The sequence below is a fragment of the Pseudomonas sp. RL_5y_Pfl2_73 genome, assembly GCF_963970515.1.
Lineage (GTDB): Bacteria > Pseudomonadota > Gammaproteobacteria > Pseudomonadales > Pseudomonadaceae > Aquipseudomonas.
Genome location: NZ_CAXAPD010000003.1, coordinates 79,913 through 97,602, shown reverse-complemented (window position 1 = coordinate 97,602; position 17,690 = coordinate 79,913). Strand labels below are relative to the sequence as shown.

At 61.2% G+C, this 17,690-nt stretch carries 17 protein-coding genes; 5 read left to right on the top strand and 12 right to left on the bottom strand.

Going from position 1 to position 17,690, the window contains the following annotated elements:
- Nucleotides 1-35: 35 nt before the first annotated feature.
- From sigX to ppsA, 7 genes are all read right to left on the bottom strand, one after another.
- Nucleotides 36-626, bottom strand: coding sequence for an RNA polymerase sigma factor SigX (gene sigX, locus AACY42_RS03755; protein ID WP_003183614.1), 591 nt, complete (start codon nucleotides 624-626; stop codon nucleotides 36-38).
- A 91-nt stretch (nucleotides 627-717) separates the two neighbouring features.
- Nucleotides 718-1,542, bottom strand: coding sequence for a mechanosensitive ion channel family protein (locus AACY42_RS03750; RefSeq protein ID WP_339476635.1), 825 nt, complete (start codon nucleotides 1,540-1,542; stop codon nucleotides 718-720).
- A gap of 2 nt (nucleotides 1,543-1,544) precedes the next feature.
- Complete coding sequence (locus AACY42_RS03745) at nucleotides 1,545-1,790, bottom strand: hypothetical protein (RefSeq protein WP_014337331.1); 246 nt, start codon at nucleotides 1,788-1,790, stop codon at nucleotides 1,545-1,547.
- Nucleotides 1,791-1,853: 63 nt separating this feature from the next.
- Nucleotides 1,854-2,849, bottom strand: a complete 996-nt coding sequence (locus tag AACY42_RS03740; protein ID WP_339476633.1) for a zinc transporter ZntB — start codon at nucleotides 2,847-2,849, stop codon at nucleotides 1,854-1,856.
- 25 nt (nucleotides 2,850-2,874) lie between these two features.
- The gene (gene rraA, locus AACY42_RS03735; RefSeq protein ID WP_339476632.1) at nucleotides 2,875-3,366 is read right to left on the bottom strand and encodes a ribonuclease E activity regulator RraA; all 492 of its coding nucleotides are present in this window, start codon (nucleotides 3,364-3,366) and stop codon (nucleotides 2,875-2,877) included.
- 126 nt (nucleotides 3,367-3,492) lie between these two features.
- Nucleotides 3,493-4,482 (bottom strand): alpha/beta fold hydrolase, encoded by a 990-nt coding sequence (locus tag AACY42_RS03730; RefSeq protein ID WP_339476630.1) that lies wholly within the window; start codon nucleotides 4,480-4,482, stop codon nucleotides 3,493-3,495.
- A gap of 96 nt (nucleotides 4,483-4,578) precedes the next feature.
- A complete protein-coding gene (gene ppsA, locus AACY42_RS03725) occupies nucleotides 4,579-6,954 on the bottom strand; it encodes a phosphoenolpyruvate synthase (RefSeq protein WP_339476629.1) in 2,376 nt (791 codons plus the stop codon).
- Nucleotides 6,955-7,138: 184 nt separating this feature from the next.
- Between ppsA and ppsR the strand changes: the two genes are divergently transcribed.
- A complete protein-coding gene (gene ppsR, locus AACY42_RS03720; RefSeq protein ID WP_339476626.1) occupies nucleotides 7,139-7,957 on the top strand; it encodes a posphoenolpyruvate synthetase regulatory kinase/phosphorylase PpsR in 819 nt (272 codons plus the stop codon).
- Nucleotides 7,958-8,095: 138 nt separating this feature from the next.
- Here the strand turns inward: ppsR and AACY42_RS03715 are convergent, their stop codons facing one another.
- From AACY42_RS03715 to AACY42_RS03700, 4 genes are all read right to left on the bottom strand, one after another.
- The gene (locus tag AACY42_RS03715; RefSeq protein ID WP_339476623.1) at nucleotides 8,096-8,323 is read right to left on the bottom strand and encodes an MbtH family protein; all 228 of its coding nucleotides are present in this window, start codon (nucleotides 8,321-8,323) and stop codon (nucleotides 8,096-8,098) included.
- An 84-nt stretch (nucleotides 8,324-8,407) separates the two neighbouring features.
- The gene (locus AACY42_RS03710; protein WP_339477060.1) at nucleotides 8,408-9,820 is read right to left on the bottom strand and encodes an aspartate aminotransferase family protein; all 1,413 of its coding nucleotides are present in this window, start codon (nucleotides 9,818-9,820) and stop codon (nucleotides 8,408-8,410) included.
- 201 nt (nucleotides 9,821-10,021) lie between these two features.
- The gene (locus tag AACY42_RS03705) at nucleotides 10,022-11,353 is read right to left on the bottom strand and encodes an ATP-binding protein (protein ID WP_339476620.1); all 1,332 of its coding nucleotides are present in this window, start codon (nucleotides 11,351-11,353) and stop codon (nucleotides 10,022-10,024) included.
- On the bottom strand, nucleotides 11,350-12,030 hold the full coding sequence (locus AACY42_RS03700) for a response regulator (protein WP_339476619.1): 681 nt from the start codon (nucleotides 12,028-12,030) through the stop codon (nucleotides 11,350-11,352). The genes AACY42_RS03705 and AACY42_RS03700 overlap by 4 nt, the downstream gene beginning before the upstream one ends.
- Before the next feature lie 213 nt (nucleotides 12,031-12,243).
- Here AACY42_RS03700 and AACY42_RS03695 point away from each other — a divergent pair, with 213 nt between their 5' ends.
- The 4 genes from AACY42_RS03695 to dsbG all read left to right on the top strand — a co-directional run bounded on the left by AACY42_RS03695 (nucleotide 12,244) and on the right by dsbG (nucleotide 16,648).
- On the top strand, nucleotides 12,244-13,188 hold the full coding sequence (locus tag AACY42_RS03695) for a tetratricopeptide repeat protein (RefSeq protein ID WP_339476618.1): 945 nt from the start codon (nucleotides 12,244-12,246) through the stop codon (nucleotides 13,186-13,188).
- A gap of 120 nt (nucleotides 13,189-13,308) precedes the next feature.
- Entirely contained in the window at nucleotides 13,309-15,036 is a 1,728-nt protein-coding gene (dsbD, locus tag AACY42_RS03690; RefSeq protein WP_339476615.1) for a protein-disulfide reductase DsbD, read from the top strand.
- Nucleotides 15,036-15,905: a TlpA disulfide reductase family protein gene (locus AACY42_RS03685; protein WP_339476614.1), complete on the top strand. Its 870-nt coding sequence runs from the start codon at nucleotides 15,036-15,038 to the stop codon at nucleotides 15,903-15,905. The genes dsbD and AACY42_RS03685 overlap by 1 nt, the downstream gene beginning before the upstream one ends.
- Nucleotides 15,881-16,648 (top strand): thiol:disulfide interchange protein DsbG, encoded by a 768-nt coding sequence (gene dsbG, locus AACY42_RS03680; RefSeq protein ID WP_339476612.1) that lies wholly within the window; start codon nucleotides 15,881-15,883, stop codon nucleotides 16,646-16,648. The genes AACY42_RS03685 and dsbG overlap by 25 nt, the downstream gene beginning before the upstream one ends.
- 196 nt (nucleotides 16,649-16,844) lie before the next feature.
- Here dsbG and AACY42_RS03675 read toward each other — a convergent pair whose 3' ends face one another.
- The gene (locus AACY42_RS03675; protein WP_339476610.1) at nucleotides 16,845-17,657 is read right to left on the bottom strand and encodes an alpha/beta fold hydrolase; all 813 of its coding nucleotides are present in this window, start codon (nucleotides 17,655-17,657) and stop codon (nucleotides 16,845-16,847) included.
- Nucleotides 17,658-17,690 lie beyond the last annotated feature (33 nt).

The following is a 17,690-nucleotide window of genomic DNA, read 5'->3' as shown; positions in this document are numbered from 1 at the left end:
GAACCTGCCTACACGTAAGAGATATTTGCGCCGAACTAAGTTTCAGCAATACCTGCAAATTTCTCACGCAATTTGTCTAGAGCACGCTTGTAACGCATTTTTGTCGCGCTCAAACCCATATGCATTATGTCTGCGATCTCCTGGAATTCCAGCTCTGCGACAAATCGTAGCACCAGAATTTCCCGATCGATCGGGTTCACATAAACCAGCCAGCGATCAAGTCCACCCTTTTCCTCGGGCTTGGGCGCCTTATCTTCCGACGCTTCCTCGAGAGGGTCCAGGCTCAGCGCGTCCATCAAGCGACGCTTTCGCCGTTCCTTGCGATACTGCGTGATGCATTCGTTGTAGGTGATGCTATAAAGCCATGTCTTGAACTTCGATTTCCCCTCGAAGTTCTTCAGGCCATACAGCACCTTCAACATCACCTCCTGACAGACATCGTCAGCATCACGATCGTTCCCGAGATAACGCGCACAAACGTTAAATAAAGTTCTCTGGTAACGACGCATCAACTCTTCATAGGCACGCGTTACGTGAAACAGCTCCGTATGCGCGCGCGCGACCAACTCCTCATCGGAGAGATCACGGGGGTCGTAGCGCGTGGATAGCGATTGGGGTTTGTTCAAAACAAGTCGGGCCGACAGTCAAGGTCAATGTGCGCCGCAGCCTGCCGTATCGGGCATTTTGCGGCGGCATACATTAGCAGGGTTTGCCGGGTTAGCGGCTACTCACATGCTGCTCCAGCAGGATCCGATTGGAAAGCGACACCAACTCGCCCTCCTCGGTCAGCAATGTGGTCTTCACCGTGCCGATCTCTTCGATCTGGCCTTCGACCTCGCCAACACGCACTTGTTGCCCAACCTCGTACAATTCACGCACATAAATTCCCGCCAGAATCTGACCGGCGATTTCACGACTTCCCAATCCCATTGCCAGCGCAACCGCCAGACCAACGGTAATCAATACGATCACGATCACGTGGTTGAGCAGGTCGGTCTTGACCTCCAACTGGCTGATCGCCACCGAAATACTGATGATGATCACCAGGCCTTGGGCAATTCGCCCCACGCCAGCGGCATAGTCCAGCCCTACGCCTTCGGCCGCACCGCGCACCAGCCCGTTGGCCAGTTGCGCCAGCAGAACGCCGACCAACAACACCAGCGCAGCACCAAAAACCTTCGGCAAATACAGCGCAAGCATATCGAGCGTAGCCGAAACTCGCTCAAGGCCAAGGGATTCTGCAGCGGAAACCAGGAAAATCAGCAGTACGAACCAATACACGATCTTACCGACCAGGGTCGAGATCGGTACCTGGATGCCACCACGGGACAACAGCTTGGTCAGGCCCGTACCGCCCATCAGGCGATCAAGGCCCAGCTTGGCGAGCAGCTTGGACAGCAGCGTGTCCAGCAGCTTGGCCACGACAAAACCCAGCAACAGCACGACCAGCGCACCGAAAAGGTTCGGGATGAAGTTAGCGATTTTGGTCCATAACGCAGTCATTGCCGTGACGAGGCTCTGGGTCCAGAGATCAAGTTCCATATTCAATCAGCCTTATCAGCGGTGCGAGTAACAGGTTTACGGCGGGAAACCGGCGAGACATGGGCCGATCCGTTATTCAAGGCGATCATCAGCGCGGGCAACCAGCGGCCCAGCAGGCTGAACAGATCGCCTGCGCCGACCTGGCGGTTGGCGGTTTTCAGTACACGTCCCAGGCACGCATCGTCGTCCCGGCTGGACGGCGAAGCCTTGAGCATGTCGCGCAAAGACTGTTCGAACGGATCGTGCATACGCACCTCTCGTGATGTCTGTGGAAGACGCGATCAAATTTCGTCGGGTCACATGAAGCCCCATCACACCCAGCGCAAGCGGCGGAACAACCACCACTGCCCCAACGCCACGCAGATCATCAGCAGGCAGGCGCCCATGAACCCGTAAGGGCTTGCGGAAAACGGAATGCCACCGACATTGATACCCAGAAGGCCGGTGAGAAAACTCATCGGCAGGAAGATCCCGGTGATGATACCGAAGCGGTACATGATGCGGTTCATGCGCACCGAAAGGCGCCGGTCTTCGGCCTCCAGCACAAGCCCCACACGCTCTCGGGTCAATTCCAGCTCCTCGAGGTAACGGGTCAGGCTGTTGTTCAATTCGTTCCAGTAATCGCCGTCATCGTCGCAAAACCATGGCAACTTAAGCCGCGTCATCTGGCCGAAGATGTCCCGCTGAGGGGCCAGGAATCGCTTGAGTCCGGCGGCCCGTCGACGGATGTGCAAAATGGCGTCGTGCTCGGGAGTATACCGTTCGTCGGTATCGAGTTTTTCTTCCTCGCCATCGACGTTTTCGCAGAGGCAGGTGACCAGTTCCTGCACTTTATTGGTGAGGTATTGCGCCATGTAGAGGATGAGTTCGGACGCCGTCGTCGGCCCCTTGCCCTCGGCCAGTTGCGCCAACAGTTCATCGGTGGCGCGCAACGGACGCAGGCGCAGGGAGATCACCCGCTGGGCGGACGCAAAGATCCGTACCGACACCATGTCTTCAGGCTCGGCGCCCGGGTTGAGATTGATCCCCCGAAGGAACAGCAGCAGCTCGGCATTGGGCAACGGCAGCAGCCGAGGCCGGGTGTTCTCTTCGAGCAGCAGATCGCAGTTGAATTCACTCAAGCCGCTGGATTTGCGCAGCCAGGTGTGGGTTTGCGGATGACTGCGATCCCAGTGCAGCCACAGGCTTTCATGGGCCTGCAGCTGCAAATCGTCGAGTTCGGTCCGGGTTATGGAACGCGCGCCACCTTTACCGTCCAGCACCAGGGCATGCACCAGCCCCCATTGCGCGTTTTCTTCCTCGAACATCCTCATCCCTTATGGCTTTGGTGCTTTATTCAGGCATTTTCAGCGGGCTTGGCGAAACGATCACGCCGTTATTGTCCGCATAGACATACTCGCCCGGGCGAAACGTCACACCGGCAAAGGTCACCGCCACATTGAGTTCGCCGACGCCGCGCCGGTCAGTCTTCATCGGGTGACTGGCCAGGGCTTGGACCCCGAGGTCCGTCTGGGCGATGATGTCGACGTCGCGGATGCAACCGTAGATCACCAGTCCTTCCCAGCCGTTTTTCGCGGCTTTTTCCGCCAGCATGTCCCCTAGCAGCGCCCGACGCAGGGAACCGCCACCGTCGACCACCAGCACCTTGCCGTTGCCCTGGAGCTCAACCTGCTCCTTGACCCGCGAGTTGTCCTCGAAGCACTTGATGGTCACGATTTCGCCGCCGAAGGAGTCGCGGCCGCCGAAATTGCTAAACATCGGCTCCAACACCTGCACCAGTTCCGGGTAGGCATCGCACAGGTCGGGCGTGAGGTAATGGTTCATCGAACAACTCCTGAAAGGCTGGAACGTCAGACTGAATGAGTAACCGTTTGTGACTGGAACCGCTTGAAGCGTCATATCTTAGCCGCAAGCAGACCAGAGCGAAATGCCCCTGTCAGAGGCTTTCGTTCAAACCGCCTCGGCCAGCGCGGGTGGGCTTTCCAGCAACGGCGCCTGCTGATCTTGCAGCCAACGCGCCACCAGAGGCCAGACCTCAGCCTGTGCGTCTTTGCTGACCAGCATCTCGACGTGGCCGAAATTGCCTTTGAAACCCTGCTCCTGGCCCAGGCAGACAAACTGCTTGTGCTCGGAACCGATCTGTTCGAAGAGCTTGCGGCACGCCCAGGTCGGGTCCTGGTGATCGCCCGCGGCACTCACCGCCAGCACCGGCAACTGGACATCGGCCAACCCGGCCCACCAGTTTTTCTCGGCATCGCCGAAACGTCCGAACAGCCCGTACCAACGCATGCTTTCCAGGGCCAGGCCGATGGGTTCGTCCTCGGGGCCGCGCTTGAGCCTTGAGCCGGACAATTGGGCAAAGCGCTTGAGGATGAAGCGGCTGCTCCACTCCACTGGCGGAATTTTCAGCGGCCAGTAGGTGCGGCTGACCTGGGTGCCGAAAAACGCCGCCGAAGCCACCGCAGGTTCGCCCAGGTAGTGACCGCCCAAGGCTGCCGCCAGGGTAATGCCCCCCAGGGAGTGACCGATCCAGTGGGGCACTTGCCCACTCTGCTCACGCACGAAGGCGCCAATGGCCGGCAAGTCGTAACGGGCGTAGTCGGCCACACGATTGTTGCGATAGGCCTGGTTGCGCTGGGACAGCCCATGGCCGCGCATCTCGGGAATCCAGACGTCGAACCCCAGGCGTGTCAGGTACGCCCCCAGGCCCAGGCCCTTGGGCGAATACCAAAAGCGCCGATTGGAAAAACTGCCGTGCAACAAGATCACCGGGACCCCACGGTTTTTGCAGGCGTCGGCCATGCCCAGCCGGGTGACGGCCAGCTCGACGCTGGCGTCCGGGCTGTTGCCGGGTTTCAAGCGATAGACGTCTTCGCTCAGATCACCGCGCCGCTCGGCGCTGATCAAGGCGACAGGAAAGAGGTTGCTGCTGCTTTGCATAATCTTCTTGCACAAAAAAGGGCGGCATCCTTGTGGAGCCCGCCCTACTTCAATCAAAAGGGACCCGGCTAATGCCAGTCGGGCCCCTTCACTCGATCAGACCGCCGCCTGACCCTCAGCCAGGAAGAACCAGGTTTCCAGTACGGAGTCCGGGTTCAACGAAACGCTTTCGATGCCCTGTTCCATCAGCCATTTGGCCAGGTCCGGGTGATCCGAAGGGCCCTGGCCGCAGATGCCGATGTATTTGCCAGCCTTGTTGCAAGCGGCAATGGCATTGGCCAGCAGCTTCTTGACCGCCGGGTTCCGCTCGTCGAACAGGTGCGCGATGATCCCGGAGTCACGGTCCAGGCCCAGGGTCAGCTGGGTCAGGTCGTTGGAGCCGATGGAGAAACCGTCGAAGAACTCGAGGAACTCTTCAGCCAGGATCGCGTTGGACGGCAGCTCGCACATCATGATCACGCGCAAGCCATTGTCGCCACGGGCCAGGCCGTTTTCCGCCAGCAGGTCGACGACCTGGCTCGCTTCGCCCAGGGTCCGGACGAACGGTACCATGATCTCGACGTTGGTCAGGCCCATCTCGTTGCGCACGCGTTTGAGGGCGCGGCATTCAAGTTCGAAGCAGTCGCGGAACGACTCACTGATGTAACGCGAAGCGCCACGGAAGCCCAGCATCGGGTTTTCTTCTTCCGGCTCGTAGAGCTTGCCGCCGATCAGGTTGGCGTATTCGTTGGACTTGAAGTCCGACAGGCGCACGATGACCTTTTTCGGCCAGAACGCCGCCGCCAGGGTGCTGATGCCTTCCACCAGCTTCTCGACGTAGAAACCGACCGGATCGTTGTAACCGGCAATGCGCTTGTCGACGCTGCTCTTGATTTCCTGCGGCAGGCCGTCGTAGTTCAGCAGCGCCTTGGGGTGCACGCCGATCATGCGGTTGATGATGAATTCCAGGCGGGCCAAGCCCACGCCAGCGTTCGGCAGTTGCGCGAAGTCGAAGGCGCGGTCCGGATTGCCGACGTTCATCATGATCTTGAACGGCAGCTCCGGCATGGCGTCCACGGAGTTCTTCTTGATGTCGAAGCCCAGTTCGCCCTCGAAGATGTAGCCGGTATCGCCTTCGGCACAGGACACGGTCACACCCTGGCCGTCCTTGAGCAGTTGGGTGGCGTTGCCGCAACCCACTACCGCTGGAATACCCAGCTCACGGGCAATGATCGCCGCGTGGCAGGTACGCCCGCCACGGTTGGTGACGATGGCGCTGGCGCGCTTCATCACCGGTTCCCAGTCCGGGTCGGTCATGTCGGAGACCAGTACGTCGCCGGCCTGGACCTTGTCCATCTCCGAGACGTCCTTGATGATCCGCACCTTGCCGGCGCCGATGCGCTGGCCGATGGCACGGCCTTCCACCAGCACGGTGCCGGTTTCCTTGAGCAGGTAGCGCTCCATGACGTTGGCGTGGGTGCGGCTCTTCACGGTTTCCGGGCGGGCCTGCACGATGTACAGCTTGCCGTCATCACCGTCCTTGGCCCACTCGATGTCCATCGGGCACTTGTAGTGCTGCTCGATGATCATCGCCTGCTTGGCCAGCTCGCTGACTTCGGCGTCGGTCAGGCAGAAACGCGCGCGCTCGGCATTGTCCACGTCGACGGTCTTCACCGAACGACCGGCCTTGGCTTCGTCGCCGTAGATCATCTTGATGGCCTTGCTGCCCAGGTTACGGCGCAGGATGGCCGGACGACCGGCTTGCAACGTGCCTTTGTGGACGTAGAACTCATCCGGGTTCACCGCGCCCTGCACGACGGTTTCACCCAGGCCGTAGGCGCCGGTGATGAACACCACGTCACGGAAGCCCGACTCGGTATCGAGGGTGAACATCACGCCGGCAGTGCCGGTTTCGGAGCGGACCATGCGCTGCACACCGGCGGACAGGGCAACCAGCTTGTGGTCGAAGCCCTGGTGCACGCGGTAGGAAATGGCACGGTCATTGAAAAGGGAGGCGAAGACTTCCTTGGCGGCACGGATGACGTTTTCCACGCCACGGATGTTCAGGAAGGTTTCCTGCTGGCCGGCGAAGGAGGCATCCGGCAGGTCTTCGGCGGTGGCCGAGGAACGCACGGCAACGGCGATATCCGGATTGCCTTCGGACAGCTTGGCGAACGCGGTGCGGATCTCGGCGTTCAGTTTCTCGGGGAACTCGGCCTCCATGATCCATTGGCGGATCTGGGCCCCGGTCTTGGCCAGGGCATTGACGTCATCGACGTCCAGGGCATCGAGCGCATCGTGGATCTGCTTGTTCAGGCCGCTCAGTTCCAGGAAATCACGATAAGCCTGGGCGGTCGTGGCGAAGCCACCTGGCACCGATACGCCAGCACCGGCGAGGTTGCTGATCATCTCGCCCAGGGATGCGTTCTTGCCCCCCACATGCTCCACATCATGGACGCCGAGCTTATCGAGGGAAACTACGTACTCTACCAAGGTGATCTCTCCACTAACTGTGTTGGAAAAGCTCAAGGCACCGGTGGCTCCAAGGGAGCGATGACCGGCGATATGGCCTGGACCTGGAAAATAAGTGAGAATGCGGGCCACTGGCGGCCGACAAATCGCGCCTATCATATCCAAGAATCGTCACTAGCTCACTAGCTTAAGGCCCAAGGCGCAAATGAAACGATCTGCTTTCTTTATCTCCGACGGCACCGGCATCACGGCCGAAACGCTAGGCCAAAGCCTGTTGGCGCAATTCGAAAACATTACCTTCGCCAAGTTCATACGTCCGTACATCGACAACGTCGACAAGGCGCGGGCCATGGTACAACAAATCAATAAAGCCGCCGAAACCGACGGTTTCCGCCCGATTATCTTCGATACCATCGTCAATCAGGACATCCGTGAGATTCTCGCAACGTCCAATGGTTTCATGATCGACATTTTTTCCACGTTCCTGGCGCCCCTGGAGCAGGAACTGAGCGAGCACTCGTCCTACTCGGTCGGCAAGTCCCACTCCATTGGCCACAACTCCAACTACATGGAGCGGATCGAGGCGGTCAACTTCGCGCTGGACAACGATGACGGGGCCCGCACGCATTATTACGACAAGGCCGACCTGATCCTAGTGGGGGTGTCGCGCTGTGGTAAGACGCCGACGTGCCTGTACATGGCGATGCAATTTGGCATCCGTGCGGCCAACTATCCGCTGACCGAAGAAGACATGGAGCGCCTGCAACTGCCCAGTGCCCTGCGCGCCCACCAGCACAAGCTGTTCGGCCTGACCATCGACCCGGATCGCCTCACCGCGATCCGCAACGAGCGCAAGCCCAACAGCCGCTATTCGAGCTATGCCCAATGCGAGTTCGAAGTGCGCGAGGTGGAAAACCTGTTCCGGCGGGAGAACATTCCCCATATCAACTCCACGCATTTTTCCGTGGAAGAGATTTCGGCGAAGATCCTGGTGGAGAAAGGGGTGGAGCGGCGGTTCAAGTAAACCCGCAACACCATAAAGCCCTGCGGGAGCGAGCCTGCTCGCGATAGCGACGGTCAGTAACATGAATGTTGGCTGACACTCCGCTATCGCGAGCAGACTCGCCCCCACAAAGGTTGAGGCGTTCTTACAACCGTTGTATCAATGAGCCACAGCCGCCTGCGCTTCCATCTTCTTGCGCAAGCTCAGCGGGCGCATGTCGGTCCAGACTTCTTCGATGTAGGCCAGGCACTCCTTCTTGAGCCCGCTTTTGCCGACAGTGCGCCAGCCCTCGGGGACGGCCTTGTAGTCTGGCCAGATCGAATATTGCTCTTCGTGGTTGACCACGACCTGAAAGACGATGTCCTCGCGGTCGAATACTGAAGTCATGGGTGTCTCTCCATCTTTGCTCGAGGTTCGCTGCGGCGCATGCGCAGCCAGGGTATGAAAGGAACGAGCGGGGCCGAGTGAAAATTAGGTCTCGACGAGCGCCGCCTGCATCGCTCGCCCGAAAATCTCGGCAACCCGGTCGATTTGCGCCTTTGTGATGATCAGTGGTGGCAGGAACCGCACCACGCCGCCCTGTCGGCCACCCAGTTCCAGGATCAGCCCGCGCTTGAGGCATTCACGTTGCAGCCGTGGCGCCAGCCGTGCATGTACCGGCGGATGGCCCAGGGCGTCGGGCTTGCCCGCCGGGTCCACCAGTTCGACGCCGAGCATCAACCCGCGACCGCGGATATCGCCCAGTTGTGGGAAGTCTCGCTGCAGGATGCGCAGGTGCTCACTCAAGCGTTCGCCCATGGCGGCGGCGTGGGCCGGCAGATCGTGCTCCTGCAGATAGCGCATCACCGCGGAACCGGCGGCCATGGCCATCTGATTGCCGCGGAAGGTCCCGGCGTGAGCACCCGGCAGCCAGGTGTCGAGCCAGTCGCGATAGACCACCACCGCCAGCGGCAGGCTGCCACCAATGGCCTTGGACAGCACGACCACGTCCGGGATGATCCCGGCGTGCTCGAACGCAAACATCTTGCCGGTACGGCCAAAGCCGCTCTGGATTTCGTCGACGATCAACGCCACCCCCGCCTGCTCAGTGATCCGCCGCAAGCCGCGTAGCCAGTCCAGATCGGCGGGAATGACCCCGCCCTCGCCCTGCACCACTTCGACGATGACGGCGGCCGGCAATTGCACGCCAGCCTCGGGGTCATTCAACAGGTTTTCCAGGTAATGCAGATTGGCCTTCACGCCCGCCACACCGCCCAGTCCGAACGGGCAGCGGTAATCGTAGGGGTATGGCATGAACTGCACACCGCTGCTGAGCAAGGCACCCAAGGGCTTCTTCGGCCCCAAGCTGCCCATCAGGCTCAACGCCCCCTGGCTCATGCCGTGATAACCGCCCTGGAACGACAGCACGGTGCTACGTCCGGTGGCGGTGCGCACCAGCTTGAGGGCGGCCTCCACCGCATCGGTACCGGTGGGGCCGCAGAACTGGATCTTCGCCTCGGCGACCAACTCTGCCGGCAACAGACCGAACAGGTCCTGGACGAAACGGTCCTTGACCGGCGTGGTCAGGTCCAGGGTATGCAGCGGCAGCTCATCGACCAGCACCTGCTGGATCGCTTCGATCACCACCGGGTGGTTATGCCCCAGCGCCAGAGTGCCGGCGCCGGCCAGGCAGTCAATGAAGGTGCGGCCCTCGACGTCCTCGATATACAGCCCCTTGGCACGCTTGAGGACCAAGGGAATCCGCCGTGGATAGCTGCGGGCATTGGACTCCTGCCGACTCTGGCGGGCCAGCAGCGGCGACTCATTGAACTGGTAGAGCGTCTCGGCCGGCGCAGGGCTGACCCGGGCCGGCTGTGCTTCGATAAGACTGTTGGCGACTGACATCCCTCGACCCCGCAATACGCTGAAGTAATGACACACCGCACAGGTGCGCCTCCGGTCGGAGCGCATGTGCGGGTTTCCTGTTGTGGAAACGCATCAGCAACGCAGGGATTTACTCTCGGGCAGCACTTTCCCGGTCGACGCGATCAGCGGCCTGTTCGTGAGGCCTATGGGAGCCTTCCCGCAGGCCATGCCTGAAGTGGATCAGGCCGGTAATACCTGCACCGGCACCGTCAACTCGACCCGCAGCCCATCCGGGAGACTGTCGAAATGCAGGCCGCAGCCGCAACGCTGGACGATGGCCTGAACGATCGCCAGCCCCAATCCGCAGCCGGTGCTCTGGCCGTTACGCCAGAAGCGCTGAGTCAGGTGCTGGATGTCGTCGGCGGCGATGCCGGGGCCGTGGTCACGGACCTGAAAACGCACACGCTGGCCGACCATCTCCAGGCTCAGCTCCACATCGGTATCGTCCGGGGTATGGCGCAGGGCGTTATCCAGCAGGTTGCGCAAGGCGGCGATGGAAAGCACTGCCGGCATTTGCACCGAGGCGTCGGACAACCCTGGGGACAGGTGCAACCTGACGCGCCGCGAATCACTGCTGGCGGCATCCTGTATTGCCAACCGGGCGACCTGCTCGGCGTTGCATTGCACGCCATCGTCGAACGACAGGCTGCCTTCGACCCGAGCCAGCAGTAGCAACTGTTCGAGTGTGCGGTGCATGCGGTCGGCGCCCTCCTCGGCCCGGGCCAGGGACTGGTCGCGGGCGGCACCCTCGGTCATGCGCGCCACTTGCAGGTGCGTCTTGATGGCAGTCAGCGGGCTGCGCAACTCGTGGGCGGCGTCGCCGGTCAGCCGTCGCTCGCGCTCGATGGTCTTGCCGATGCGCTGGAATAACTGGTTCTGGGTCTCCAGCAGCGGTCGCAATTCGCTGGGCAATGGATGGATCTGCAAGGGCTCCAGGGAATCGGCATTGCGCCGCATCAACGCATCGCGAATACGATTGAGCGGTGCCAGGCCCTGGCCGATGCCCAGCCACAACAGGCACAGGCAACCGAGCAGCGCCACGCCCACCGGCACCGAAGCGGCCAGTAGTATCGACATGTTCAAGGCTTCGCGCTCGATCTGGCGGTCGGCGGTGGTGATGCGCAAGTCCCCCCTGGCCAGGGTGAAGCTGCGCCAGGGCGAGCCGTCGATCATCTGATCGTGAAAGCCCATTTTCTCGGCTTCCAGGGTTTGTTCTGGAGTGCCGTGGCTGCGTGCCAGAATCTCGCCGCGCAAGGAACTGACCTGACAGGCCATGCCGCCGGGAATGCTCAATTGCTCGGCGCTCAAATGCGTGCCGTCGCCCTTGCTGGACAACGGTGGCATCTGTTCCAGCAGTCCGGCGACCATCCGCGCCGAAGCCACCAGGCGCTGGTCGAGGGAAAACATCATCTGGTTGCGCAGATCACTGAGCATCCACGCCGCGGCCAAGGCCCAGATCAGGGCAAAGGCCGCGCCGAGGGTCAGGCTCAAACGCAGTCGCAGGCTCATCACTTGGAAGGTTCTCCACCTTCGGCCGGCCCCAAGCGATAGCCCAGGCCACGTACAGTCTCGACAATCCCGTTACCCAGCTTACGCCGCAGGTGATGGATATGGACGTTGAGGGCGTTGCTTTCCAATTCGTCGTTGAACCCGTAGACGCTGTCCTTGAGTTGCTCGGTGGACAGTACCCGGCCGCGACTGTGCAACAGTGCCTGCAACAGCGATTGCTCGCGCCGGGACAGATCCACCGGCTGGCCGTCCAGGGTGGTTTCCCGACTGCTGGGGTCGTAAGTCAGGCGACCGTGCTCGATCAGGTTGACACTGCGCCCCGCCACGCGCCGCAGCAACGTGTGCAGGCGCGCCGCAAGCTCGCGCAGGTCGAAGGGTTTGAGCAGGTAGTCATCGGCGCCGGCCTGCAAGCCGTCGACCCGGTCGGTCACCGAGTCCCGGGCGGTGAGGATCAGCACCGGCGTCTCCAACCCCTGCTGACGCAGTTGCCTGAGCAGCTTGAGACCATCCTCATCAGGCAATCCCAAGTCCAGCACCATGACGTCGAATTCCGCCACGCCGACCATCGCCCGCGCCGCCGATGCGGTGGCCACGTGCTCGACAGTCAGGCCCTGCGCCGTAAGGCCGGCAACGATCCCGCTGGCAATCAACTCATCGTCTTCGCAGACCAAAACGCGCATGAACGCTCCAAGAGTAAAAACCCGAGTGAATCAAGTGAACATTAAGGCTCAATTATGGCAACCCGAACAAGCGATGAACGTGAGGAAAAAACTGAAAACTTTGGAAATATATGGATGGTTCGCCATACATATATACCGCACCCGACCGGACCGTCACCTTTACCTTGATACCCGCTGAACACATATTTCCTTCTATTCACGCAGGTATCCAACATGTATTCACATCAAGACGCACTCACCACTTTTGCCAATTTTGTCGACTCGATCCAGCGCATGATCGATAGGGTAAAAACGCAACGAGCCACGGCAACGACCGAAGGGCTGCAGTTGTACAATCTGGGGGAATTCAATCGTGCAAAACCTCTTCTGTTGATTGGGGCCACGGACAGCGACAAGGACGCGCAGTACGCCCTGGCGGAATCCATTCGGCGCAGCGCTGCCGGCATGACCGAAGAGGCTCGCCGCTGGTATCAAAAGGCTGCCGACCAGGATCATGTCTATGCCTTGTTGCGACTGGGGGATGGACCATCACTCAAAAAAGCCAAGACCCTGATCGATGCCAACGTCGATAGCGCGATGGGCTGTTTGCAGGATTATGAACTGAACAAAAACATCGAATCGCTGAGAAAATCCGAGCAGGCCGGCTCGGCCGAAGCGAAATATATTCTGGCCGGCTTATATGGCTCCAACGAAAATCTCGTGCCGGCCGGTCTCACACCTTCCAAAGAAATCAAAAGGCTATACTTGGAAGCGGCGACGGCAGGCCTGCCGAAAGCAATGTCTGCGTATTCCAACCTGATCTCCGTGCGTAACGATAAGCCGATCAAGCGCCTCTGGCTGGAAAAAAGACTGGAATTAAATGACGTCAGTGCCTTGATCAGCTACGCCCTCGCGCTCTCGACGGAATACGACATGGACGAAGACGAGCGAGAATACGGCTATGAAGAAGACCTTGTCACAGCCTATGCCCTGTTGTGGCTGGTGGTTGACACGACCAGGGAATTCAGGCGTCACACCGAGTCAGCCCGCAATCTCAGAGCCCTTGAGAGTGAGCTGACAGCCGCACAGATCGCGCAAGCCAAGCAACAGGCCCAAACGTGGAAACTGAGCCACCCTCCGATGTCTGAATACCGGTTAACCTATAGCGACGTCATCTGACTTCCCGATTGACTCAGGGGCCCATCGCTTAGCCGACAAGTTCTCCAGATTGGCGTTAACTTCAAGTTAATCGCCTGTCGCCATTGTGCACCCCACTTGCTTCGTTCTAAGGCGTTACCCATGCATCGATTGCTTTTGCTGTGGCTGTTCCTGATCTCGGGCCTGGCCCAGGCCGCCAATCCCTTCGAAACCAAACCCGATTTCCTGCCGGTGGAAAAGGCGTTCGTATTTACCTCCGAACGCCTGGACTCCGGTGAAACCCAGCTGTTCTGGCAGATCGCCGATGGGTACTACCTGTATCAGCAGCGGCTCAAGTTCGATGGCCTGGCCGAGGCGCAAAAACCGCAGCTGCCGGAGGGTGACGCCCACAGCGACGAGTTTTTCGGCGACCAGCAGGTCTATCGCCAGGCGCTGGAGCTGAAGATACCCGCCGGTGCCACGGGCAAGATCAAGGTCGGCTTCCAGGGCTGCGCCGACGCCGGCCTGTGCTATCCACCCCAGACCCAAGTGGTCGACCTGGGTGGCAGCGCACCGGTGGCGGCCAGCGGCGAGGCGCCGGACCAGGCCCTGGCCAGCGGCCTGCAACAACGGGCCTTGGGCTGGAGCCTGCTGGTGTTCTTCGGCTTGGGCCTGCTGCTGGCGTTCACACCGTGTTCGCTGCCGATGCTGCCGATTTTGGCGGGATTGGTGGTGGGCAGCGGCGCCGGGCCGAGACGCGGCCTGGCCTTGGCCGGCAGCTACGTGATCAGCATGGCCCTGGTGTACGCCGCCATGGGCGTGCTCGCCGCGCTGCTGGGCGCCAACCTCCAGGCGCTGCTGCAACAACCGTGGCTGCTGGGCAGCTTCGCGGCCGTATTCGTGTTGCTGGCACTGCCCATGTTCGGTTTCTTCGAATTGCAATTGCCGGCCGCCCTGCGTGACCGCCTGGAAAACGCCGGGCGCCAGCGCCGCGGTGGCAGCCTGGTGGGCGCCGGCATTCTCGGGGCACTGTCCGGCCTGTTGGTGGGCCCTTGCATGACCGCGCCGCTGGCCGGCGCACTGCTGTACATCGCCCAGAGCGGCAATGCGCTGCACGGCGGGCTGATCCTGTTCACCATGGGCATCGGCATGGGCCTGCCACTGTTGCTGCTGGTGACCGTGGGCAATCGCTTCCTGCCCAAGCCCGGCGCCTGGATGAACCTGCTCAAGGGCGTGTTCGGCTTCCTGTTCCTGGGCACCGCGCTGCTGATGATTCGCCCGATCATCGACGGTTCGTTGTGGGTCGGCCTGTGGGGCATGCTGTTGTTGATTGCCGCCTACAGCGCCTGGCGCCAGACCGAAGGGTTCGGCCGCATCGCCTATGTCTGCGGCAGCGCCTCGTTGCTGTTCGGCCTGTGGGGCAGCCTGCTGGTGATTGGCGCGGCGGGCGGTGGCGATGATTTCTTCCAGCCGCTGAAGGTCTACGCCGGCAGCGAGGGCAGTGCGACCGTCAGCGCCCATGACGCGTTCGTCACGGTCAGCGAGCCCGCCGCCCTGCAGCGGGAACTGGACGCCGCCAAGGCCCAGGGCCAGTGGGTGCTGCTGGACTACTACGCCGACTGGTGCGTGTCCTGCAAGATCATGGAAAAACAGGTCTTCGGCCGCAGCGAAGTGCTGGACGCCCTGAAAGGCGTGCGCCTGCTGCGCCTGGATGTCACCACCGACAGCCCCGCCAGCCGCGAGCTGCTGGGCCGTTACCAGGTGCCGGGGCCGCCGAGCCTGCTGTGGATCGGCGCCGACGGTGAAGAGCGCCGCAGCCAGCGGATCACCGGCGAAGTCGACGCCAAGGCGTTCCTCGAACGCTGGAACCTCGCCCGGGACGCCCGCTGATGCTGACGTTTACCTTGGGCACCTTTGCCATCGCCCTTAACCACCTGTTGCTTATCAGCGCCCTGGCCCTGGCAACCTTCGTCGGCTGGCGGGTGGCCAAGCGGGAAGGCGAAAACCCCGAGTCAGTGCTGTTCGTGCTGTTTCTACTGGGTCTGCTGGCCGCACGGATCGGCTTCGTCGCCGCCTATTGGCAACATTATCGGGACGACCCGTGGCAGATCGTCGACCTGCGCGACGGTGGCTTCCTGGCCTGGCCGGGCATCGTGGCGCTGCTGATTGGCGCCTTGTTGTGGGCCCGGCGCCGTCCACCCCTGCGCCGGCCATTGGGCTTCGGCGTCGTCAGCGGCTTGCTGTTCTGGCTGGTGGCGACCCTGTCGTTGACGATTTATGAACAAGGCACCCGGCTGCCGGACATCAACCTGCGCACCGCCGACGGCGAGACCGTGAAGCTCACCGACTACCAGGGCGGCCCCCTGGTGATCAATCTATGGGCCACCTGGTGCCCGCCCTGCCGGCGTGAAATGCCGGTGCTCGAAGAAGCCCAGCAACAGCGTCCAGACCTGACCTTCCTGTTCGTCAATCAGGCCGAAAGCATGCAAAGCGTCAGCACCTACCTCGCCACTCAAGGCCTGAGCCTGGACAACGTGTTGTTCGATGGCAGTGGCCGCCTCGGCCAGGCCGTCGGCTCCATGGCCCTGCCAACCACCCTGTTCTACAGCGCCGACGGTCGCCTGCTGGGCAGCCATCTGGGGGAATTGTCGGAAGCGAGCCTGGCTCATGCCCTGGAAAACTTCGAAACGCCGGACTCGCCCACGATGCCCCACTCCGCCACAAGGAAATCACCATGCCCCGCCTCCGCCACCTGCTGACCCTGGCCGTCGCCGCCGCACTGTCGCAAGCCCCGCTGCTCCAGGCCGAAGAATTGCCCGCGGCCATCAAGAAGATCGAAGCCAAGGGCGCAAAAATCATCGGCACCTTCGACGCGCCGGACGGCTTGCGTGGTTACGCGGCGCAATACCAGAACCGAGGCATGGCGCTGTACCTGACCCCGGATGGGCAGCACGTCCTGCTGGGCAACCTGTACGACGCCGACGGCAAGGACCTGAGCGTCGAGCCACTGCAAAAACTGGTTTATGCACCGATGGCCAAGGCCGTCTGGGCGAAGATGGAGGCCAGCAACTGGATCGCCGACGGCAACAAGGACGCACCGCGCACGGTGTACCTGTTCAGCGATCCGAACTGCCCGTACTGCAACATGTTCTGGGAACAGGCTCGGCCCTGGGTCAAGGCCGGCAAGGTGCAGTTGCGTCACATCATGGTGGGCATCATCCGCGAAGACAGCCCGGGTAAATCCGCCGCCTTGCTGGCGGCCAAGGACCCGGAAAAAGCCCTGGCCGAGCATGAAAAGGCCGGCAAGGGCAGCCCGCTCAAACCGCTCAAGGCCATACCGCCGGCCATCCAGGCAAAACTGGACGCCAACCAGCAGTTGATGGACGAGCTGGAACTGTCCGCCACTCCGGCGATTTTCTATCTGGATGAAAAAGGCGACTTGCAACAGCAGCAAGGCGCGCCGTCGCCGGACAAACTGGTGAAGATTCTCGGACCGAAGTAATCCAACGTCCAAAACTGCTCTTGCTCGCGCTGGGGTGCGCCTGTAGCTGTGTAGGAGCTGACGAGTGCAACGAGGCTGCGATCTTGTCCCAAACAGTTGAGTCTCAAACGAAAGATCAAGATTAAAAGATCGCAGGCTTCGCCAGCTCCTACAGAGCACAGCGGGAGCAAGCTCCCTCGCCACGGTTAGCCAGCAGTCAGAGCTTGCGCGCCAGGAACTCCAGCAACGCCCCGTTCACGAATTCCGGATTCTCCAGGTTGGAGATGTGCCCCGCCTGCGGAATCACCACATGGGGACACCCGATCAGCTCGACCATTTCCAGGGACTCGGACGGTGGACGCGGTTTGTCCTGGTCGCCAAACATCACCGTCGTGCGCTTGGCGTCCAGTTCATGCAGGCGGGGCAGGATGCTGTCCCGACCGAAAATGATCCGCCCCAACGGCACGATGCTGTCGCGCAGGCGCTCGGTCGGCAGCGCGGCCAATGTGGCGCGCAACTGCTGGTAGAACGCCGACTGCGGGTCGATACCTGGCCGGAAGAAAATCGGCACGATGATGTCCAGCAAGGGTTCGGGAATACTGCCGCCGGCCTCGATCTTGTCGAACAACGAGAAGTAGTACTGGCGGGTCGGTTCCGGCTCGACGCCGACGTAGGTGTCCATCAACACCAGCGATTGCACGCGCTCAGGCGCCGCCAGTGCCAACCGAGCGCCCCACATTCCGCCCACCGAAAGTCCGACCAGATTGAAGCAGTCGATGTCCAGGTGATCCATCAATGCCAATGCCTGACGAGCCAGGTCGTCCAGGGAGGTCATGCCCTCAGGCAAACACCCGGACTGGCCGTGTCCCCACAAGTCCAGGGCGATGACCCGATAATGCTGGGACAACACCTCGATCTGCGGCGTCCACATGCTGTGGTCCCACAGATAGCTGCTGCCCAACAGCAGCACCGGACCCTGGCCTTGGTCCAGGTAGTGAAGCGGTTGTCCGTCAATGATTGCAAAGGGCATGGATGACCTCCTTGTTTGAGTCTGGAAAAAGCC